Origin of the sequence: Rhodococcus sp. 24CO (assembly GCF_050586165.1) — a bacterium.
GTDB lineage: Bacteria > Actinomycetota > Actinomycetes > Mycobacteriales > Mycobacteriaceae > Rhodococcus_F.
Genome location: NZ_JAZFNF010000009.1, coordinates 102770 through 121508 on the forward strand (window position 1 = coordinate 102770; position 18739 = coordinate 121508).

The 18739-nt window shown below is 61.5% G+C and carries 16 protein-coding genes; 6 read left to right on the forward strand and 10 right to left on the reverse strand.

The window, feature by feature from the left end; translation table 11 throughout:
• Positions 1–11 precede the first annotated feature (11 nt).
• The 5 genes from V2B23_RS22805 to helR all read left to right on the forward strand — a co-directional run bounded on the left by V2B23_RS22805 (position 12) and on the right by helR (position 5734).
• A complete protein-coding gene (locus tag V2B23_RS22805; RefSeq protein WP_430952409.1) occupies positions 12–365 on the forward strand; it encodes a RidA family protein in 354 nt (117 codons plus the stop codon).
• Between the two features lie 580 nt (positions 366–945).
• On the forward strand, positions 946–2319 hold the full coding sequence (locus tag V2B23_RS22810; RefSeq protein ID WP_430952410.1) for an MFS transporter: 1374 nt from the start codon (positions 946–948) through the stop codon (positions 2317–2319).
• Positions 2320–2549: 230 nt separating this feature from the next.
• On the forward strand, positions 2550–3248 hold the full coding sequence (locus tag V2B23_RS22815; protein WP_430952411.1) for an ABC transporter permease: 699 nt from the start codon (positions 2550–2552) through the stop codon (positions 3246–3248).
• Between the two features lie 22 nt (positions 3249–3270).
• Positions 3271–3429 carry a helix-turn-helix domain-containing protein gene (locus tag V2B23_RS22820; protein ID WP_430952604.1) on the forward strand — a complete coding sequence of 53 codons (159 nt, stop codon included), beginning with the start codon at positions 3271–3273 and terminating at the stop codon, positions 3427–3429.
• 139 nt (positions 3430–3568) lie between these two features.
• Positions 3569–5734, forward strand: a complete 2166-nt coding sequence (gene helR / locus V2B23_RS22825) for an RNA polymerase recycling motor ATPase HelR (protein ID WP_430952412.1) — start codon at positions 3569–3571, stop codon at positions 5732–5734.
• Between the two features lie 3 nt (positions 5735–5737).
• Here the strand turns inward: helR and V2B23_RS22830 are convergent, their stop codons facing one another.
• From V2B23_RS22830 to V2B23_RS22870, 9 genes are all read right to left on the reverse strand, one after another.
• On the reverse strand, positions 5738–6670 hold the full coding sequence (locus tag V2B23_RS22830) for a D-isomer specific 2-hydroxyacid dehydrogenase family protein (RefSeq protein WP_430952413.1): 933 nt from the start codon (positions 6668–6670) through the stop codon (positions 5738–5740).
• Between the two features lie 9 nt (positions 6671–6679).
• Positions 6680–7078, reverse strand: a complete 399-nt coding sequence (locus tag V2B23_RS22835) for an ectoine synthase (protein WP_033232898.1) — start codon at positions 7076–7078, stop codon at positions 6680–6682.
• 16 nt (positions 7079–7094) lie between these two features.
• The gene (gene ectB / locus V2B23_RS22840; protein ID WP_430952414.1) at positions 7095–8357 is read right to left on the reverse strand and encodes a diaminobutyrate--2-oxoglutarate transaminase; all 1263 of its coding nucleotides are present in this window, start codon (positions 8355–8357) and stop codon (positions 7095–7097) included.
• Between the two features lie 47 nt (positions 8358–8404).
• Complete coding sequence (gene ectA / locus V2B23_RS22845) at positions 8405–8920, reverse strand: diaminobutyrate acetyltransferase (protein WP_430952415.1); 516 nt, start codon at positions 8918–8920, stop codon at positions 8405–8407.
• A 140-nt stretch (positions 8921–9060) separates the two neighbouring features.
• The gene (locus V2B23_RS22850; protein WP_430952416.1) at positions 9061–11160 is read right to left on the reverse strand and encodes a RecQ family ATP-dependent DNA helicase; all 2100 of its coding nucleotides are present in this window, start codon (positions 11158–11160) and stop codon (positions 9061–9063) included.
• 39 nt (positions 11161–11199) lie between these two features.
• Positions 11200–11676: a GyrI-like domain-containing protein gene (locus V2B23_RS22855; RefSeq protein WP_430952417.1), complete on the reverse strand. Its 477-nt coding sequence runs from the start codon at positions 11674–11676 to the stop codon at positions 11200–11202.
• Between the two features lie 3 nt (positions 11677–11679).
• On the reverse strand, positions 11680–12546 hold the full coding sequence (locus V2B23_RS22860) for a ribokinase (RefSeq protein ID WP_430952418.1): 867 nt from the start codon (positions 12544–12546) through the stop codon (positions 11680–11682).
• Positions 12543–13988 (reverse strand): MFS transporter, encoded by a 1446-nt coding sequence (locus V2B23_RS22865; RefSeq protein WP_430952419.1) that lies wholly within the window; start codon positions 13986–13988, stop codon positions 12543–12545. The genes V2B23_RS22860 and V2B23_RS22865 overlap by 4 nt, the downstream gene beginning before the upstream one ends.
• A 252-nt stretch (positions 13989–14240) precedes the next feature.
• A complete protein-coding gene (locus V2B23_RS22870; protein ID WP_430952420.1) occupies positions 14241–15803 on the reverse strand; it encodes an ABC transporter substrate-binding protein in 1563 nt (520 codons plus the stop codon).
• 215 nt (positions 15804–16018) lie between these two features.
• Here V2B23_RS22870 and V2B23_RS22875 point away from each other — a divergent pair, with 215 nt between their 5' ends.
• Positions 16019–17560 (forward strand): acyl-CoA synthetase, encoded by a 1542-nt coding sequence (locus V2B23_RS22875; RefSeq protein ID WP_430952605.1) that lies wholly within the window; start codon positions 16019–16021, stop codon positions 17558–17560.
• 14 nt (positions 17561–17574) lie between these two features.
• Here V2B23_RS22875 and V2B23_RS22880 read toward each other — a convergent pair whose 3' ends face one another.
• Positions 17575–18678 carry an NADH:flavin oxidoreductase/NADH oxidase gene (locus V2B23_RS22880; RefSeq protein ID WP_430952421.1) on the reverse strand — a complete coding sequence of 368 codons (1104 nt, stop codon included), beginning with the start codon at positions 18676–18678 and terminating at the stop codon, positions 17575–17577.
• Positions 18679–18739: the final 61 nt, after the last annotated feature.

The following is an 18739-nucleotide window of genomic DNA, read 5'->3' on the forward strand; positions in this document are numbered from 1 at the left end:
AAGGAAACTGAATGTCATCTGCGGATTTCGAACACCCCTACTCCGATACCGCCACCATCGGCGATGCTGTGTTCGTCTCGGGCAGCCTGCCCATTGACGCGGCACAGAACCTCATCGAGGGCAGAAAGGAGGCATTGGACGCGGCGTTGGCCACTGTTGGGCGCCGACTGGCAACGGTCGGCCTGGGGTTGTCAGATGTCGTGAAACTCACCTACTACGTCACCGATATCTCTGACCGGGCCCTCGCGAACGACCAATTCGTCAAGCACTTCACCGAGCCACGTCCCGCGCGCACGGTCGTCGAGGTGACGGCGCTCCCTCGTGGCGCATCCGTTGAGATCGACGCGATTGCTCGCCGCAGCTGATCAATCCTTACTGAGCACGGTCGGCGATTGAAGGAATCAAACAACTTGCCGCGGTATCGGATTCGAAGTACGGTCAGTGCTCGACCGGTCCGTGGGAAGGTGAATTCTGTTTCACGACAAACGAATTCATCGCGATAGATTCGGTACTCGGTACTCGGCGCTCGAACAAAAGCAAATAGGAATCACCGGCCGAGAACATCGTCCTCTCGCGTCCAACTGCTTCGTCTGAGCATCGTCTCCTGCGGTCGGGAGAGCTGAAGCCGGGTGGAAAATTTGCCGGCATCATTCAACACGCGTTTGCGGTACTTGCTGCGTCGTTGACGATCGGCAATTCGCTTGACCCAGTAACACAATTGGACCCCTTGCTTGGCGGGCACGATCTGGACCGCCGATCTCGCGTGGGGTATGACGATAGCGCGCCGCATCGAGAGCGGAACCGTTGGCGTAACGGTTACGTTCCGGATTAGGGCGCGCCGTTCGGCGGCATGAAATTCAGCGGAATTGGCCGCGAACTCGGCCCAGAGGCCAACGAGTCCTACCAGGTTACCCAATCGGTCTACCACTATCAGGAGGCTTGCTCATGAATCTCGACACGACCGCCGACCCCGGCCGCAACCCGGCGAATTCGGTTGGAGCGCTGGAGGAACCAATAGATATGGCATCCTTCGTCGACTCACAACCGATCGGCCGATTTCACTATCTGCTGCTCGCCCTCGCCGGAAGTGTCATGTGCCTTGATGGTTTCGACACCCAGGCCATCAGTTTTGCGGCACCGTCGATCGCGAGAGAATGGGGACTGCCGGTCTCCGCGCTCGGACCCATCCTCTCGGCCGCAATCGCAGGGCTCATGGCCGGGTACCTGGTGTTATCCCCACTAGCCAACCGATTCGGTCACCGCCGATTGGTCCTCGTGTGCACAGCTGTTTTCGCTGTTCTCACCTTGTTGTGTGCGGCAGCCACGTCACCTGAGCAGCTCATCGTCTTGCGATTCCTCACCGGCACCGGTCTTGGCGGCGCAATTCCCAGCATTGTTGCGTTGGTCAGCGAGTTCGCGCCGAAACGACGACGCGCCTCACTCGTTATGTTCATCTACTGTTGGCTGGCATTGGGATTTGTTGCAGCAGGTATCATTTCGGGATTTGTGATCCCAGCGTGGGGATGGAGATCGATGTTCGTCGTCGGCGGCGTCGTGCCGCTCGTTCTGCTGGCATTTCTACTTCGGTACTTCCCCGAATCACCGAACTTCCTGATCAAAACCGGCGCACACGATCGTGCACTCGCTACGCTGCGGCGCCTCGCACCGTCGTTCAGAGGAGAAATCATACTGCGTGAGACTGCCAGTGCCTCAATGAAATCCGGCACTGTCGATCTGGTTCGCGGTCGCTGGGGTATTGCCACGGGACTCTTGTGGATCGCGTTCATTGCGAACCTTGGAGTGTTCTATGGACTGCAAAGTTGGCTTCCGACAATCGTGACATCCAGTGGACACTCCCGGACGATCGTTATCGCCGCGACCGTCCTGACCACCATCGGCGGCATCGTCGCAGCCAGTGTAATCGGACCGATCATGGATCGCACCAACCCCTTCCGAACCCTCAGCGTTGTGTATCTCGGCGGAGCGCTCTTGACCGGGCTCATGGGCTTCGTGATCGACGGTGCATCTACTGCAGTTCTATTAGGTTCCACATTTCTCGCGGGAACGTGCGTCGTGGGCGGTCAAATGAGCGTAACTGCGCTCGCCACGGTCGTGTACCCGTTGGCCATGCGGCCAACCGGCGTCGGCTGGGCACTTGGTATGGGCCGGATCGGTGGAATCATGGGCCCGCTGCTCGTCGGCCTTGCATTGGGCGCCGATCTTCCGACTCGCTCGGTGTTCGTAATCATGGGCGTGATTTTGGTCGGCGCGAGTGTCAGTGTATTCATGCTGGAGCGGACCATGCGCAACATCGGCTAGTTCACCCGGCATATCAGCACGCACTAAAGACCCCACAAATGGCCAGTGACCGAGGTAATCCTCGGGCGCTGGTCATTTGCGGGTGCCCGATCAAGAAGGCAGAACTCGATAGCCACCGAACGGACACGAGGCGTGACCACGCCAAAAGGCGTGTCGACGAACTGCTCGATCATCTTGCGGTGTTCTGGCCCTATTTCGCCGAGTGTGACCAAAGCCCTTGGGAAAAACTGTTGACCACTGGCCCTGACTTGATCGGCCAATTCCTCACTCCGGCAACCGCACTCGGTACGCTCTATCTGCTGCGCAACAAAGAATACGATGGTGGCGATCTTTCGATTGCCGAACTTGCACTGCCCGGTCTGCTCGACACTACCGTCACGTTCAACGGATTATTCGCGATTGCCAACGTGCTGGTGCTCGATCGTGAGGACGGCACGCTGCTACGGGCGAAATCACCCAACGGCATGATCGGCTACTTCGTCGGAAAGATAACGGCCGCAGCAGCTTCTGTGGCAGTTCAGGTACTTGTCGTGCTGGCGGCCGGCTTGTTGATCATCGGCGCAATTCTCGGCAGTGTTCTCGAGGGTGCGCGGGCGCGCTTCTTGCTCACGATGCCGTTGATGGGCCTTGTTGCGATCTCTGGCATCTTCTATCCGATCACCGCGCTACCGGTTTGGTTGCAGGGGGTCGGTCGGGCGTTTCCGATCTGTTGGGTCGGCCTGGGAATGCGCTCGGCGTTGTTTTCGCAGGACGCAATGGCAATCGAAATCGGCCAGTCCTGGCGGCATGTCGAGACCGCGTCGCTGCTCGGTGACTGGGTAGCCGCCGGTCTGCTGATCGCACCGGTAGTGTTGCGGCGCATGGCACGTCACGAATCAGGATCTTCCAGGGCGGAGCGGCGAGACAAGGCGATGCAGAGTGCCTTCTGATGTCATCTACAACCGAATCGCGATGCTGCATGCGGAGCGGGGCATCTCGCGGCGAGAGTTAACCGAAGCGCTGGGTGTTCACCATCAGACCTTGGATTATCGCGAACGTGGTGAATACAGCCCCAGTTTCCACTCTGTCAAACCGCTTCCACGATTGGGATCAGCTACAGAAACTGCGTGAAAAGCGGGAAACGCTTTCTTCCACTTTCAATATATAGCCGACTGGGGGGCTTGCGGCAAGGCCGGGGTAGTGCCGCAGAATGGCTCTTCCGATCCCAGGTGACTGAGGGATCGGAAGAACCATGGAAGTGGAGGGGCACGTGCCAACCCAGGGGTACGAAGACGAATTAAGCGCCGAGCAGGGTTACGTGGCGGGGCTTTACGCGCGGCTCGATGCCGAGCGTGCGCGAGTGAAGGGGAGGTACACCGCGGCATTGCGAGGAGACGGCGGAAACCTCTTGCAACGCGACGACGAGGTGCGCGCCCTTGCCACCGAGGCAAAGCGGCTCGATGTGGCAGACAACGGGCTGTGTTTCGGACGGCTGGACAGCCTCGAGGGCGAGCGCACGTACATCGGTCGGATCGGACTACTGGACGCGGACAACGAGTACGAGCCGGTGCTGCTGGACTGGCGGGCACCGGCGTCACGTCCGTTCTACGTCGCCACCGCAGCTCACCCGGAGAACATGCGCCGTCGCCGCCAGTTCCACACCCGTGGGCGTCGTGTGGTCGATTTCACCGACGAGGTGCTCGGCCAGCCGGATGGCGCCGAACGGGGCGACGCGGCCTTGCTCGCGGCGGTGAATGCACCGCGCGGCAACGGAATGCGCGACATCGTGGCAACGATCCAGGCCGAGCAGGACGACATTGTTCGCCTCGATCACCCCGGGGTACTGGTGATCGAGGGTGGACCGGGAACCGGGAAGACCGTGGTGGCGCTACACCGCGTCGCGTATCTCCTCTACACCCAGCGGGAGCGGATGGAACGCCACGGCGTGCTGGTGGTCGGGCCCAACCCGGCGTTCCTCACCCACATCGGCCGGGTACTACCGTCGCTAGGCGAATCCGATGTGGTGTTCATGACCACGGGTGACCTGGTGCCCGGTCTGAGTGTCACGGCTGAGGACGCTCCGGAAGTAGCCCGAATCAAGGGCTCCCTGAAGTTCCTGGACGTGCTCGCGGCAGCTGTTGCCGACCGGCAACAGCTGCCCGCGGAACCGGTGGTGATCGAACTCGCAGACGCCGCGGTGCGGATCGACGCCGAGACTGCGCAGTGGGCCAGAGAAGAGGCACGCGAGAGTGGTCACGCGCACAACGACGCCCGGGCGGTGTTCACCGAGATCCTCACGTGGGCACTCACCGAGCGCGCAATAGCCCGGATCGGCCGGGGCTGGCTGAGCCGCTCGGACCGCGATGCGTGGGAACAACTGCGGGAGGACCTGATCGAGGAGCTGACGGAACACGCCGGGTTCATCGCCGCGCTTGACGACCTGTGGCCGATTCTGACTCCGGAAATGCTTCTGGCAGAGCTGTATACGTCTGAAGTGCGGCTGCGAGCGGCGGGTGGCGACGAGGTGCTGCTGCGCGCGCAGGGTGACGCGTGGACGGTTTCGGATGTGCCGTTGCTCGACGAGTTGGTCGACCTGTTGGGCCGGGACAAACCCGTCGATCAGGCTGCTGAGTACGAACGCAAGGAGGAAGCCGCCTATGCCGCCGGCGTGCTGGACATGATGATCAGCCGCGAGGACCTCATGGACGACGAGGATCATCTGCTGGCTCAGGACGTGCTGTACGCCGAGGATCTGGCCGATCGCTTTGTCGAACTCGACACCCGCGACCTCGCCGAACATGCTGCCGCTGACCGGGATTGGACGTACCGGCATGTTGTGGTCGACGAGGCCCAGGAACTGTCCGAAATGGACTGGCGGGTATTGATGCGTCGCTGCCCCGACCGATCCTTCACCGTGGTGGGCGACCTCGCTCAACGACGGTCGGCGGCAGGTGCGATCACGTGGGACGCGATGATGGAACCGTACGTGCCGGGCCGTTGGGTCTACCGGTCACTGTCGGTGAACTACCGCACTCCCGCAGAGATCATGAGCGTCGCCGCCGCCCTCCTCGCGGAGTTTGCGCCGTCGGTCTCGCCGCCGGAGTCGGTCAGGGCGTGTGGCGTCGCCCCGTGGTCGAAGCGAGTCGATTCCGGCGAATTAGACTCCGCCATAGCGGAATTCGTACACGATGAATCTGGCCGCGAGGGCACATGCATTGTGATCGGTCCACCCGATGTGCCGGGCACGGTGCCGGCGTCGGAGACGAAGGGCTTGGAGTTCGACGCTGTTCTGGTGGTGGAACCGGACCGAATCCTGGCGGAGGGTCCGCGGGGTGCGGCCGAACTGTATGTCGCCCTCACCCGAGCCACTCAACGCCTCGGTGTCCTGCACCAGGGCGCCTTGCCGGTGGCCCTGGCCGACCTTGGTGAAGCCTGAGGATCAGTAGCCGGCGATCGGATCGACCAGTGCGGCGAGTGTCTCTCCGTTGGCAAACCGAGTGACATTCTTGGACACATGATCGGCGAAGGCGGCCGGTCGCACTCCCGGCGGATTGGAATCGTGGGGAGTGATGATGGCGTTGGTCAGATCCCATAGCGGGTGGCCGTCGGGTAGCGGTTCGGGATCGGTGACGTCGAGTCCGGCGCCACCGATCCGTTCCGTCGCGATGGCGTCCACCAGCGCATCGGTGTCCACGAGGGAGCCGCGAGCAACGTTGATCACCCACGAGTGCGGCTTCATCGCGGCGAGTTGAGTTGCTCCGATGAGGTGCCGGGTTGCGGGCGTTGCCGGGGCGGCGATGACGAAGTGATCTGCGCGAGAGAAGATCTCGTTCATACGCATTGCCGGGTAGGTCGACAACGCGCCGGGCACGGGGCTGCCGCTGCGATTGACTGCGATGCTGTCCGCCCCCTGTGCGGCCAGCATCGGGATCAACGCACGGCCGATCCCACCGGCGCCGATAATGGCCACGGTGGAACCTCGCAGTGTGCCGACCTTCGGGAAGAACTCGAACTGACGCCACGTCTTTGCCTCGATGTGGGCCGGCAGATGTTTGACACCGGCCAGGAGCAACATCAGGGCATGCTCTGCCACCGACGAGGAGAACGCACCAGCGGCAGACGTCCACGTGATGTAGGTGTCCTTCGGGATCACCCCGGCCTCGAACCAGTCCTCGATGCCGGCCGAGGGGAGTTGCACCCACCGGATCGACGGCGGCAAGTCACTCGGAAACGAATCCGCTGATCCGGCCCAGATCAGGGCGTCGGCGGACTCGAGCGGACTGATCAATCCGCCACCCCGAAGCACTGCACTGTCGAGCAGTGCATCGGGTGACGGGCCGATCGCTACACGTGGTGAGGTGTCAGTCGTCATGGTTTGACGCTACGCGGGCACCTCGACGAGTGGGTAGATTCCGTTCTCGTCATGCACCTCACGCCCGGTGACCGGCGGATTGAACACACACAGCATCCGCATTTCCGTGTCAGGTTCGACGCGGTGACGCTCGTGGCCGTTGAGCAGGTACATCGATCCGGGAGCAAGATCGTACTCGGTGTTGTTGTCGAGGTCGATCAGCTTTCCGGTGCCTTCGACGAGCCAGACGGCCTCGACATGGTTGGCGTAGTGGAAGGTGTTGACCGATCCTGCCTTGATGGTGGTTTCGTGGAACGAGAATCCGACGCGGTCGCCGCCCAGGACGATGCGCTTGCTGCGCCAGTTGCCGTCTTCGCTGGTGATGTCGCGGTCGGTGTCGGTGATCTCGGTGGTGGTGCGCACGATCATGGGGGAGTTCCTTTCTCTAGCTGCATACCTTGACGGTCGCTTCGGCCAGAATGGACAGGCCGTGTTCGATCTCGTCGTCGGTAATCGTCAGCGCGGGAAGCAATTTCACTACCTGGTCGGACGGGCCGGAGGTTTCCGCCAGCAATCCCTCGTCGAATGCCAGTTGGCAGACCTTGCCGGCCCGCTCAGGCTGCTCGAAGACGAGGCCCTGAACCAGGCCCCGGCCGCGAGTCGAGACCTCACCGGGGAACTGATCGGCGAGGTTGGCGAAGCACTCGCTGATACGCGCGCCCTTCTTCAGGGTGCTCTTGGTGAGTGCGTCGTCCGACCAGTAGTGATCGAGTGCAACCTTCGACGTCACGAATGCCGGGTTGTTGCCGCGGAACGTTCCGTTGTGCTCGCCCGGGCCCCACACGTCGAGGTCGCGTTTGAACAGGGTGAGTGCCATCGGCATGCCGTAGCCGCCGATCGACTTCGAGAGTGTGACGATGTCCGGAACGATGCCGGCCTCTTCGAAGGAGAAGAACGGACCCGTACGGCCACATCCCATTTGGACGTCGTCGACGATCAGGAGGATTCCGCGATCGGAGCACAGTGTTGCGAGCGCCCGAAGCCATTCGGGGCGAGCCACATTCACGCCGCCCTCGCCCTGGACCGTCTCGACGATGACTGCGGCGGGACGGTTGATTCCGCTACCCGAATCGTCGAGGACGCGGGAGAACCACTGGAAGTCCTCGGTGACGCCGTCGAAGTAGTTGTCGAACGGCATCGGTGTCGAGTGCACGAGTGGTATGCCTGCGCCGGCGCGCTTCATCGAGTTACCGGTGACGGACAACGCACCAAGAGTCATGCCGTGGAAAGCGTTGGTGAAGTTGATAATTGCTTCACGGCCGGTGACCTTGCGGGCCAGTTTGAGCGCAGCTTCGACGGCATTCGTGCCCGTCGGTCCGGGGAACTGGACCTTGTAGTCGAGTCCACGCGGTTCGAGGACCGTCCGCTGGAATGTCTCGAGGAAGTCGCGTTTGGCAACGGTGGACATATCAAGTCCGTGGGTAATTCCGTCGCTGAGAATGTAGTCCACGAGTGCGGATTTCATGACCGGGTTGTTGTGCCCGTAGTTGAGGGCGCCGGCGCCGGCGAAGAAATCGAGGTAGTCGCGGCCGTTCTCGTCGCGAATCCAGGATCCGGATGCGCTGGTGAACACTGCGGGCCAATCACGGCAATAGCTGCGAACTTCGGATTCGAGGGTTTCGAAAATGCTTGCTTCTACGGTATTCATATCTTCTTTGTTCCTCCGGGGCAGGTTGTATACCAACGCGGAACGCGCTAGTTGCCGATTCGGTATAGATCTTCGGCTTCGTGTCCATCGGGAAAGTTATTGGGCGAGAACAGGCTCTGCCTACTGATCGGCACATCGCGCCGTCGGGCAAGCGCAGTGAAGAGTGCGATCGAAGCCTCGTTGTCGGGGCTGATCGTCGTCTCCATTGTTGTAACGCCTAGTGGTGCAGTGCGATCCATCAATGCATCCAGCATGCGGCCGGCAATCGCCTTGCCGCGCTGGTCTTCGTCGACAGCCACCTGCCACACGAACAGGGTTTCCTGCTCGCTGGGGCGGGTGTAGCCGGAAACAAATCCGACCACACTTCCGTCTACTTCCGCAACGATGGACGTTGCACTGAAATCCCTGCACCACAACAGGTATGCATAACTCGAATTGAGGTCGAGCACTCGTGAATCACGTGCGATCTGCCAGAGCCGGACTCCGTCATCGATCTGTGGGCTTCGTAACAACACCGCGTCCGGCGCGGTGGTCGGGATAGCTCTCGTATCAACAGGCTTCATCGGTCATCTGAACGTAACAAGCATCGACACAGAAGTCATGCAGATGTCCGTTTAGGGCCGTGTGGAAGCGGGTACGGCCCAGGTGAGGCCATGTATGTGACGGTCCTCACATTATGTAACTTTTGGTGTTGCCCGAGCGACTATTTGGGGCTCGCGAGTGCCAGTGGAAGTATCGAATGAGCGCCCGCTTGACGCAATGCGCGGGCTGCCATCGTGAAAGTCCAACCGGTGTCGGCCATGGCGTCGACCAGGAGCACCGGCCCGCTGTGGGCACTCATATCCGGGACATCCCAGGCGTCAACCAATCCGGCTACGCGATAGGCGGAGTTTGCCGCTGAGACGGGCGGGTGTTCTGGGCGCAGCGACAGCGCACCCAGATCGGTGAGTCGACCCACCTGAGCCAACTTTGCTGCGAGGCTGCTGACAAGCAGTGGGTGAGTGTGGGATTCGAGCGCCATCACACCGGTCGGTCGCTCTGCCCAATCCCAGGCCGCCAGCACACTGATGCAGGCGCTGACCACTGCGTCCGGCACCTCGGCGTCGGGGCCGTCGAGCAATGCGCGCAGGCGCTGGCCCCAGCCCAGGTCCGACAGGCGTCCGAGGATGCGTCCGGATTCGGGACCGTCCTTGATCTTTCCCGAAAGGTTGACTCCCAGCTTGCTCAGTCCGGTCGGCCACATCTTGCGAGGTTCGAGGTCGAAACCGGGTCGCTGCAGGCGCGCCCGAGTCTCGTCGAGCGCTGCGCTGTCGACGGACGTGTCGTATCGCTGACCGGTGCAGTTGTCACAGCGTCCACACTGCGAGTTGTCCGGCGTCAGCCCGGGATCGTCGAGTTGTTCACGGAGAAAAGTCATTCGACAGGTGGTGATGCTCTGGTACTCGACCATGGCGGCCTGCTCGCTCAGTCGAGCTTCGTCGAGACGGCCGTAGCGTTCGGCGTCGTAGACCCACGGTTCGCCCGTGCTGATCCAGCCGCCCTTGACGCGTTTGACGGCGCCGTCGACGTCGAGCACTTTGAGCACCATTTCCAGGCGCGTGCGATTCAGTTCGACAAGGGGTTCCAATGCCGGTGTCGATGTGGCCTTTTCGGTGTCCAGGTGCTCGATCACACTGCGTACAAGATGTTCGCGAGGGAAGGCGACCGACGCGAAGTAGCTCCAGATCTGCTTGTCTTCGGCGCCGGGAAGCAGGATGACGTCGGCGCGATCGGTCGATCGGCCGGCGCGGCCGACCTGCTGGTAGTACGAGATCGGCGACGACGGCGCGCCCAGGTGGATCACGAATCCGAGATCGGGCTTGTCGAAACCCATTCCGAGTGCAGACGTTGCGACCAGGGCTTTGACACGGTTGCCCAGCAAGTCCTGCTCCAGGGATTCGCGCTCGGTGGGGTCGGTCTGTCCGGTGTAGGCAGCGACGGTATGCCCACGCTCGGACAACAGACTTGCCAGATCGCGAGCAGCTGAAACGGTAAGGGTGTAGATGATGCCGGAACCCGGCAGGGTGTCGAGCATCTGCGCTAGCCAGGCTGCTCGCGCTGTTGCCTCGGGAATGTGCACGACGGACAGGTGCAGCGATTCTCGCTCGAGTCCGCCGCGCAGGATCAGTGTTTCCTCGCCGCCCACACCCAGTTGTGCCGAGACGTCGGCTACCACCCGGTCGTTGGCCGTAGCCGTGGTCGCGAGGACGGGAATGCCGTCGCCGAGTTCCGCGATCAAAGTGCGGATGCGGCGGTAGTCCGGACGGAAGTCGTGACCCCAGTCGGACACGCAGTGCGCCTCGTCCACGACAACCAGGCCCGCATCAGCCGCCAATGACGGCAGCACCTGGTCCCGGAAGTCGGGGTTGTTGAGGCGCTCGGGGCTGACCAGCAGAACGTCGAGATCGTTGGCCGCGACTCGGGCGTGGATGTCGTCCCACTCGGTGACGTTGCCGGAGTTGATGGTGGCGGCTCGAACACCCGCTCGCTCAGCCGAGGCAACCTGGTTGCGCATGAGGGCCAGCAGCGGCGAGACGATGACCGTCGGGCCGTGACCGGACGCACGTAGCAACTTCGCCGAGATGAAGTACACCGCGGACTTACCCCACCCGGTGCGCTGCACCACCAGCGCGCGCTTGCGCTGCACCACCAGAGCCTCGATAGCCGTCCACTGGTCCTCGCGCAGGCGGGCATCTGGCCCGGCGAGTTCACGGAGCAGACGCTCGGCTTCATCGCGCAGTACGGGGGCAGTGGTGGCGGTCATGCCCTCCATGGTGCAGGACGGCACCGACAGGCGGGTGTTTCAGGCATTCTCGATCGGCTGCTGAAGCTCGGTCACCCAGCCGTCGACGTCGCCTGAGAACGCCAAGGTCACCTCGCGGCCCGGCCCGGCGGCGCGGTATCCGCCCTGCGCGATCCAGTGGCCAAGTGCCTGGTAGGCGGGTAGGCAGTTGTCCATCGACCCGGTATGCAGAAGCGTCGCCATCCGGGGTTCGGCCGGCAGATCGGTCAGGGTGAAGTCGTATTCGTCAGTGAGGTCCGTCTCTACCGGCAAAGCGGCGTGGACGACGGTGTTAGCCCCGTCATTGGCTTCTTCGTAGTACGCGATCGCCGGGCCGGTCGGAACCAGACCGGCGCGTCCCAATCCGGCGCTGAGCTGGTCGTAGAGTCCTTGGACAACCGGGCCGATCGACGACGGGTCCATAGCTTTGGCAGTGCCGGTCAACTCCGCCACCCGGACCGCCGGCACGGACTTCACAGAAACTTCGTAGTCGGTCATCTTTCACACTCGTTTCGGTAAGTGACGCTCGATGGAGGACCGGGTCGGCGATGACACCGCTGCGCCGTTCACAGTAGTTGCGAGGGCGCCTGCGACGGCAGCAAATTGCAGTGCGCGATCTCTGCCGAGTACCCATTCCACCGCGAAGGCGCCGGTGAAGGCGTCACCAGCACCGGTGGTGTCTACGGGCGTCACCGTCGGGGAATCCGCGTGGACAGTTGTGTCGGGTGCGCGCAGATCGGCACCGCCGGCACCCAGTGTTGTGACGAGGTGGGGAACTCGATCGGTGACCGAGCCGAGCTGGGTCGATTCGGTGTGATTCACGATCAGGATGTCGACCGAGCTGATCAGCTCTTCGGGAAGATCCTGTACTGGTGAGGGATTGAGGATGACGGTGGTGCTGTTGGCTCGGGCGTGCCGCGCCGCGTCCGTGACGGTGGTAAGCGGAATCTCGAGTTGGCACAACAGAATATCCGCGCTCGCGATGGCACCGAGGTCGGCTTCGGTCAACTCGGTGACGGAAGCATTTGCGCCGGCAACGACGATGATGCTGTTTTCAGCGTCAGCGTCGACGGTAATTGCCGCAACGCCGCTGGCGCCGTCCACGCTACGCAGCAGTGAGGTATCCACCCCGGCTCCGGTGAGAGTGCTGCGCAATTGGGTACCGAAACCGTCGTCGCCGACCGCGCCGATGAACGTGACGTCACCGCCCGCCTTTGCCGCCGCGATCGCCTGATTACTGCCTTTGCCACCTGGCGTGGTGGCAAAGGCAGTGCCCAGCAGCGTTTCACCGGGGGCAGGAAATCGGGGGACCGAGGTGGTCAGGTCCATGTTGATGCTGCCGACGACAACAATGCGGGGCTTGCTCATACCTCCAGGTTATCGGCGGCAGCAGCTTTCTTGCGTCGAACCCTGCGGATGATCCGCCTGGCCTCTTCGTCGGTGGACACCGCCGGCGGTGAGCCTTCGAGTGGCTTGCGCGCTGTTTCCGGAATCATCAGCACTGCGATGCCGCCGATGACTGCGGCGATCATCATGTACATCGGCGCAACCAGATTGCTGCCGGTCGAACTTTCGAGTGCCGTCAAGACCAGGGGAGTGGTGCCACCGAAGATCGACACGGCAAGGTTGTATCCGATCGCCAAGCCGCCGTACCGGATTCCGGTCGGGAACAGTGCGGGAAGGACCGAGGGGAACACTCCGACAAACAGGAGCAGCAGCCCGCCGAGGATGGCGAGGCCGAGGAAGACGGTGACGTAGTTGCCCACCCCGATCAGCAGGTATGCAGGCAGTGACAACACGAAGAACCCGATGAAACCGCTGAGCAGCAACGGCTTACGTCCCACCCGATCAGAGAATTTGCCGACGTAGCTGATGCCGACCATCATGACGAGCATCACCACGATCATGAGGACCAGACCGTGGGATTCGTCGTAGCCGAGGGTATTTGTCAGATAGGTCGGCATGTAGCTGAGCAGGCCGTAGTGAGCGATGTTGTAGGTCGCGACGAGCACGATGCACAGAACAAGTGGTCGCCAGTTCTCGACCAGCGTTTCGCGCAGCTTCCGGCCTGTGGATTCGTCGGCGAGAGAACGTTCTTCGGCCTGTTCCATCTGCTGAAACGCGGGCGTCTCTTCGAGTCGAAGGCGCAGGTAGAGGCCGATCAGGCCAAGTGGCCCGGCAAGGAGAAACGGTATGCGCCAGCCCCATTGGAGGAGTTCTTCCGGGCTGACCACTGTCTGAATGATCGTCACAATGCCCGCCGCCGCAACATAGCCGGCCAGGGTGCCGAATTCCAGGAAGCTGGAGAAGAAGCCACGACGCTTGTCCGGGGCGTACTCGGCGACAAACGTACTGGCACCGCCGTATTCGCCGCCCGTGGAAAACCCCTGCAGTAGACGAAGGAGTACGAGCAGTATCGGCGCCGCCATACCGATGGACTCGTAACTCGGTACGAGACCGATGGCAAAAGTGCTGCCGGCCATCAGAATGATAGTGGTGGCCAGGACTTTCTTGCGACCGATGCGGTCGCCGAGTGGCCCGAAGAACAGACCGCCCAATGGCCGGACGATGAAGGCCGCAGCGAAGATCGCGAAGGTCGACAGCAACTGCGCACTGCCACTGGCTTCTGGGAAGAATACTTTGCCGATAGTGGTGGCCAGATAGGCGTAGACGCCGAAATCGAACCACTCCATGGCATTTCCGAGCATGGTCGCTTTGACTGCCCGCTTCACCGATGCGTCGTCGGTGACGGTGACATCAGGTGATTCGGCCACTTCGAGAGCGCTGATCGAGTTCTCTGGTGTTGTCATGACATGCGCTCCCCAGCGCAATCATCGAACCGAGCGGGGCACGTACCTGATGCACGCATCTTTGTCTTGCCCACTCGCCGATGAGCCGGTTGGGAACATGATGTCCGCGGGCCCTGTGGCTCGATGCAACCCCCGTCGCACGGCTCTGGCTCGCGGCAGTGTCCGAAGCCCTGGTGGGCTCCGGACGTCCGGCAAGTAAGGCATTCACGCTATCAAAAGATAACGCATAAACCGATTCTCGGGTGTGAAGTGCTATTTCACCATCCACAACTCCTCGGGCAAGGTTGATCCGACCGTGTACATCTCGACGCCTTGCACATTCTTTCCCGACACGACGGTCGGTGCCGAACGTGTATACCACACACCGGGATTGAGCTCGATCAGTCGTTGCTGCGCGATCTCGTACGCAGCTGTGCGAGCCTCGACAGTCGTAGCGGTGCGGCCTTCGTCCAGTGCTGTGTCGAGTTGTCGATCATTGATACCCGTGTAGTTTCCTCGAGATGTGGAGTGAAAGGTGTTCCATAGCGACGAATCCGGATCTTGAATCGTGGACGACAGAATAATCATGTCGAATTCGTGAGCGGCGATTCGTGGGACTCCAGCGGCGAAGTCGATTATTTCGACCTTCGCGTCGACGTTGTCGTAGGTACTCAATTGGGTTTGCAGCGCTTCTGCTACAGCTTTGTTCTCGGGCGTGGAGTAAGCGAGGAAGGTGAAAGAGAGGGGTTTTCCCTCACCGGCTAGCTCGTCGAAGAGCTTCTGCGCAGCGGCTTTATCGGATTGTGGTAGAGCATTCGGTGTGTAGAAGGGAGAGCCTTCGGTGAATAACGTCTCCGGGATCTTCCCCTTGCCGTTGTACACGGCGGTGTTCATCACATCCAGATCTACCGCGAGAGTCACGGCACGGCGAGCACGTTCGTCGTCGAATGGTGCACGCCGCATGTTCATTCCGATGAATTGTCCTCCGCCAGTGGGAACAGTTTCGGTGGGGAAACCGGCGTCCTGTGCGTCGGCGATGCTCGACCAGCTGGCTTCCATCGCGATATCGGCGCCACCGGTCTTGATCGAGTTGATCCGTTGGTTGGTGTCCGTGACGGTTCGCAAGGTGATCTGATCCAAGTACGGCTTCGGCGCATCCCAATAGCCCGGGTTCTTCTTCAGTTCCATTGCGCTCTGTCGTTGCCAGCTGACCAGCTCGAATGGTCCGGCGCCGATCGGTGCGTCGTTGAATGCTGCCTGGCCCTTCGCGAGAGCGGTCGGCGACGCTATCCAGTTCATGGCGCTCGCGACCAGGGAATGGGCGAAATGGGGGTTTGGTGCCACCATGGTTACTTCGAGAATGGTGGGGTTCAACACCTTCGAGGTGGCTACCTGCGAAGCTTGAGGGAGCGACGGCGACGCCGTTGCTGGTTCGCGGAGTCGATCCCAGTTGAACTTGACCGCCTCGGCGTCGAGTGGTGTGCCGTCGGTGAACATCAGTCCGGGCCGAAGTATCAGCGTGAAGGTTGATCCTCCGTCATCAGTTTCGAACGCTTCGGCCATGGTGTATTCGATGTCGAGAGTCTCGGAATTGTTGATCATCAACGTTCCGTACAGGGCGTTCCCCACCAGGCCGTTTGCCATCCACACGTTGATCATCGCGGCAGGATCGAGTGAACGTGGCTCACCGCCCTGGATGGCCGCCAATGTGCCACCGGAAACAGGATCACCCACCGTGTCGGGGGAGTTGTTTGTGTTGGCGGTAGTGCTTCCGCATGCGCTGACCAGGAGTGACGCGGACAAAGCTGCGATCAGAACATGTTTGTATCGGATCATGTGGACCTCTCAGTCGATGTCGAACTGTGATGCCAGCAGCGAGGGGAGCGGTGAACCCTCTTCGCCGGGCTCCCGGGAAGGTTACTTCGAAATGCAAGAATATTATTCTTTTTTGTGGAAATATCATTTTGGATCAGTTTTCGCGGCGCGCTCGCACGAGATTGGTCCATCGATATCGACGAAAGGACAAGGTGCAGATGTCCCCTGTTTTGCAAATGACTCCACGATTCCACGCGCTCGAAACGCCGGAAGCGGCCGCGATCGTGATGGGATCGAGCGGCGAGGTCGTGACGTATCAGCAGTTGGAGGATCGGTCCATCCGATTTGCGCGTGCCCTGCGTGATCGTGGACTCCACTCGGGTGATCACGTCGCAATTCTCATGGAGAACAACCGATCGTTCCTTGAAATTGCCTGGGCTGCACAGCGATCAGGGCTGTACTACACCGCGATAAACCGACATCTGCGTCCAGACGAGGTGCAGTACGTTCTGGATGACTGTGGTGCCGTAGCCCTCGTGGCAAGCGAATCGATGGCCGACGTCGTACTCGATCTGAACCTCACCCGGATTCGGGCAAAAATCTCGGGTGAAGGTGATGTCGTGGGATTCGAACGCTATGACGACATACTTGCACGCACGTCGGCGGAGCCCCTGGAGGACGAGCGCGAGGGGCGAGAGATGCTGTACTCGTCCGGCACGACCGGCCGACCGAAGGGTATTCGTAAACCTCTGTCGGGGGCGGTATTCGGGGACCCGTCGTCGGCGCCGGTCCAGATCGCGAAAGGCATGCTCGAGCACAGCTCGAGTGGGAAGGTTGTGTACCTCTCGCCGGCGCCGCTCTATCACGGCTCGCCCCTGGTCTTCTCGATGTCCTGGCATCGCGCCGGTGCAACTGTTGTGGTGATGGAAACGTTCGACCCTCGTCGCGCCCTGCAACTGATCGAGCAGTACCGGGTCACCGACGCCCAATTCGTACCGACCATGTTCGTGCGCATGCTGCGCTTGCCGGCGCAAGACCGAACTTCGCACGATCTCTCGAGTCTGCGAAACGTTGTGCACTCGGCTGCGCCGTGTCCGATCGCAGTGAAGCGGCAGATGCTCGACTGGTGGGGCCCTATCATCAATGAGTACTACTCGGGCACAGAAGATGTCGGCGCTACGACGATCACGGCGGAAGAGTGGCTGCGGTATCCGGGTTCAGTCGGGCGACCGATGCAGCCGTGTCACATTGTCGGTGAAAACGGCGACGAGCTGCCGGCGGGAGAGGCGGGCGTTGTCTACTTCGAAGGTGGTCGACCTTTCGAGTATCACAACGATGCCGAAAAGACGTCGTCGGTAGCAAATGCCGCTGGGTGGAGGACGCTCGGCGACATGGGGTACCTCAACGAGGAGGGATACTTGTTTCTCACCGACCGTCAAGCGCACATGATCATCTCGGGTGGCGTGAACATCTACCCTCAGGAGACCGAGAACATCCTCGCCGGACACCCGTCCATCGCTGACGTAGCCGTGATCGGAGTGCCCGACGACGAGATGGGTGAGGCCGTCAAAGCCGTTGTGCAACTGATCGATCCCGCGCTTGCGAACGACTTGCTCGAATCAGAGCTGGTGGCGTATTGCCGTCGAGAGTTGGCGACCTACAAGTGTCCACGCAGCGTCGATTTTGTCGAGGTATTACCGCGGGACCCGAACGGCAAGTTGTACAAGCGACGTTTGCGTGAACACTACTGGGACGGACGCGACAGTCTGATCGTCTAGGTGCGGGGTCGAATCTAGTAGGCGCGGGCGTACTGCGACGGAACTCGCGGTCCTACCTCGGCGTTCAGCTCGCGCGCGGCACGCCGTGCCCAGTAGGGATCTCGCAGCAGTTCGCGTCCTAGCAGCACGGCCACCGCGCTGCCGTCCTCGATGATCTTCTCTGCCTGCTCGGGTTCGGTGATCAGTCCGACTGCCGCTGCGGGAACCAGGGATTCGTTCTGGATCCGGCGGGCGAAGGGAACCTGGTAGCCGGGCTCGACCGGGATCTGTACTCCCGGCGAATTGCCGCCGGTGGACACGTCGACGAGGTCGACGCCGTAGTCGGTGAGGATGTTGGCAAGTGACACAGTCTGATCCGCGGTCCAACTGCCGACCTCGAGCCCACGCTCGTCGCTCACCCAGTCCGTGGCGGACACACGGACGAACAGGGGCAACTCGGCCGGCCACACTTCTCGAACCGCGGTGAGGATTTCGAGAAGGAAGCGGATTCGGTTCTCGAAACTTCCGCCGTACTGATCTGTTCGCTTGTTACTGAGCGGGGAGAGGAACTGGTGGATCAGGTATCCGTGCGCCGCGTGAATTTCGACAACCTTGAACTCTGCCTGGAGAGCGCGGGTAGCTGCGGCCGCGAAGTCGGCGACGATGCCGGCAATCGCATCTGTTGTCAGTTCCGAGGGCGGTAGGTAATCGCCGAATGCCACCGCGCTCGGGGCGAGCGTCGTCCAGGACAGTCGGTCGTCCGCGTCGAGCGATCTACCGCCACGCCACGGAACCTTCGTCGACGCCTTCCGCCCGGCGTGCGCCAGCTGGATTCCGGGTACGGCTCCGAAGTACGCGAGCTGCGCATTGATCTCCGCAAACGCGCGAGCCTGCCGTTCGTTCCAGATACCGAGATCGGCAGGGCTGATTCGCCCCTCCGGGCTCACCGCGGTCGCCTCGGTGAGAATCAGGCCGACACCTCCGATAGCTCGGCTCGCCAGATGTGTTCGATGCCATTCGTTGGGCACGCCCACCTGATCGCCGATGACATCGGCGGAGTACTGGCACATCGGTGCCATCCACACGCGGTTGGGGATGGTGACGCCGCGCAAGGTGAGAGGTTCGAACAGCACGCTCACGGAGTAACTCCTGACTGGGGGAAGGGATGATCACCCGAAGGTGGTCGATCCCGTGCAACAG

Bases quoted from the DNA above. Each gene is read 5' to 3' on its own strand.
- ectA (WP_430952415.1), bottom strand. From the start codon at position 8,920: ATGAAGCCTGTTGATACGAGAGCTATCCCGACCACCGCGCCGGACGCG.
- V2B23_RS22805 (WP_430952409.1), top strand. From the start codon at position 12: ATGTCATCTGCGGATTTCGAACACCCCTACTCCGATACCGCCACCATC.
- V2B23_RS22855 (WP_430952417.1), bottom strand. From the start codon at position 11,676: ATGACCGACTACGAAGTTTCTGTGAAGTCCGTGCCGGCGGTCCGGGTG.
- V2B23_RS22875 (WP_430952605.1), top strand. From the start codon at position 16,019: ATGACTCCACGATTCCACGCGCTCGAAACGCCGGAAGCGGCCGCGATC.
- V2B23_RS22870 (WP_430952420.1), bottom strand. From the start codon at position 15,803: ATGATCCGATACAAACATGTTCTGATCGCAGCTTTGTCCGCGTCACTC.
- V2B23_RS22810 (WP_430952410.1), top strand. From the start codon at position 946: ATGAATCTCGACACGACCGCCGACCCCGGCCGCAACCCGGCGAATTCG.
- V2B23_RS22865 (WP_430952419.1), bottom strand. From the start codon at position 13,988: ATGACAACACCAGAGAACTCGATCAGCGCTCTCGAAGTGGCCGAATCA.
- V2B23_RS22830 (WP_430952413.1), bottom strand. From the start codon at position 6,670: ATGACGACTGACACCTCACCACGTGTAGCGATCGGCCCGTCACCCGAT.
- V2B23_RS22860 (WP_430952418.1), bottom strand. From the start codon at position 12,546: ATGAGCAAGCCCCGCATTGTTGTCGTCGGCAGCATCAACATGGACCTG.
- V2B23_RS22835 (WP_033232898.1), bottom strand. From the start codon at position 7,078: ATGATCGTGCGCACCACCACCGAGATCACCGACACCGACCGCGACATC.
- V2B23_RS22850 (WP_430952416.1), bottom strand. From the start codon at position 11,160: ATGACCGCCACCACTGCCCCCGTACTGCGCGATGAAGCCGAGCGTCTG.
- ectB (WP_430952414.1), bottom strand. From the start codon at position 8,357: ATGAATACCGTAGAAGCAAGCATTTTCGAAACCCTCGAATCCGAAGTT.
- V2B23_RS22820 (WP_430952604.1), top strand. From the start codon at position 3,271: ATGCTGCATGCGGAGCGGGGCATCTCGCGGCGAGAGTTAACCGAAGCG.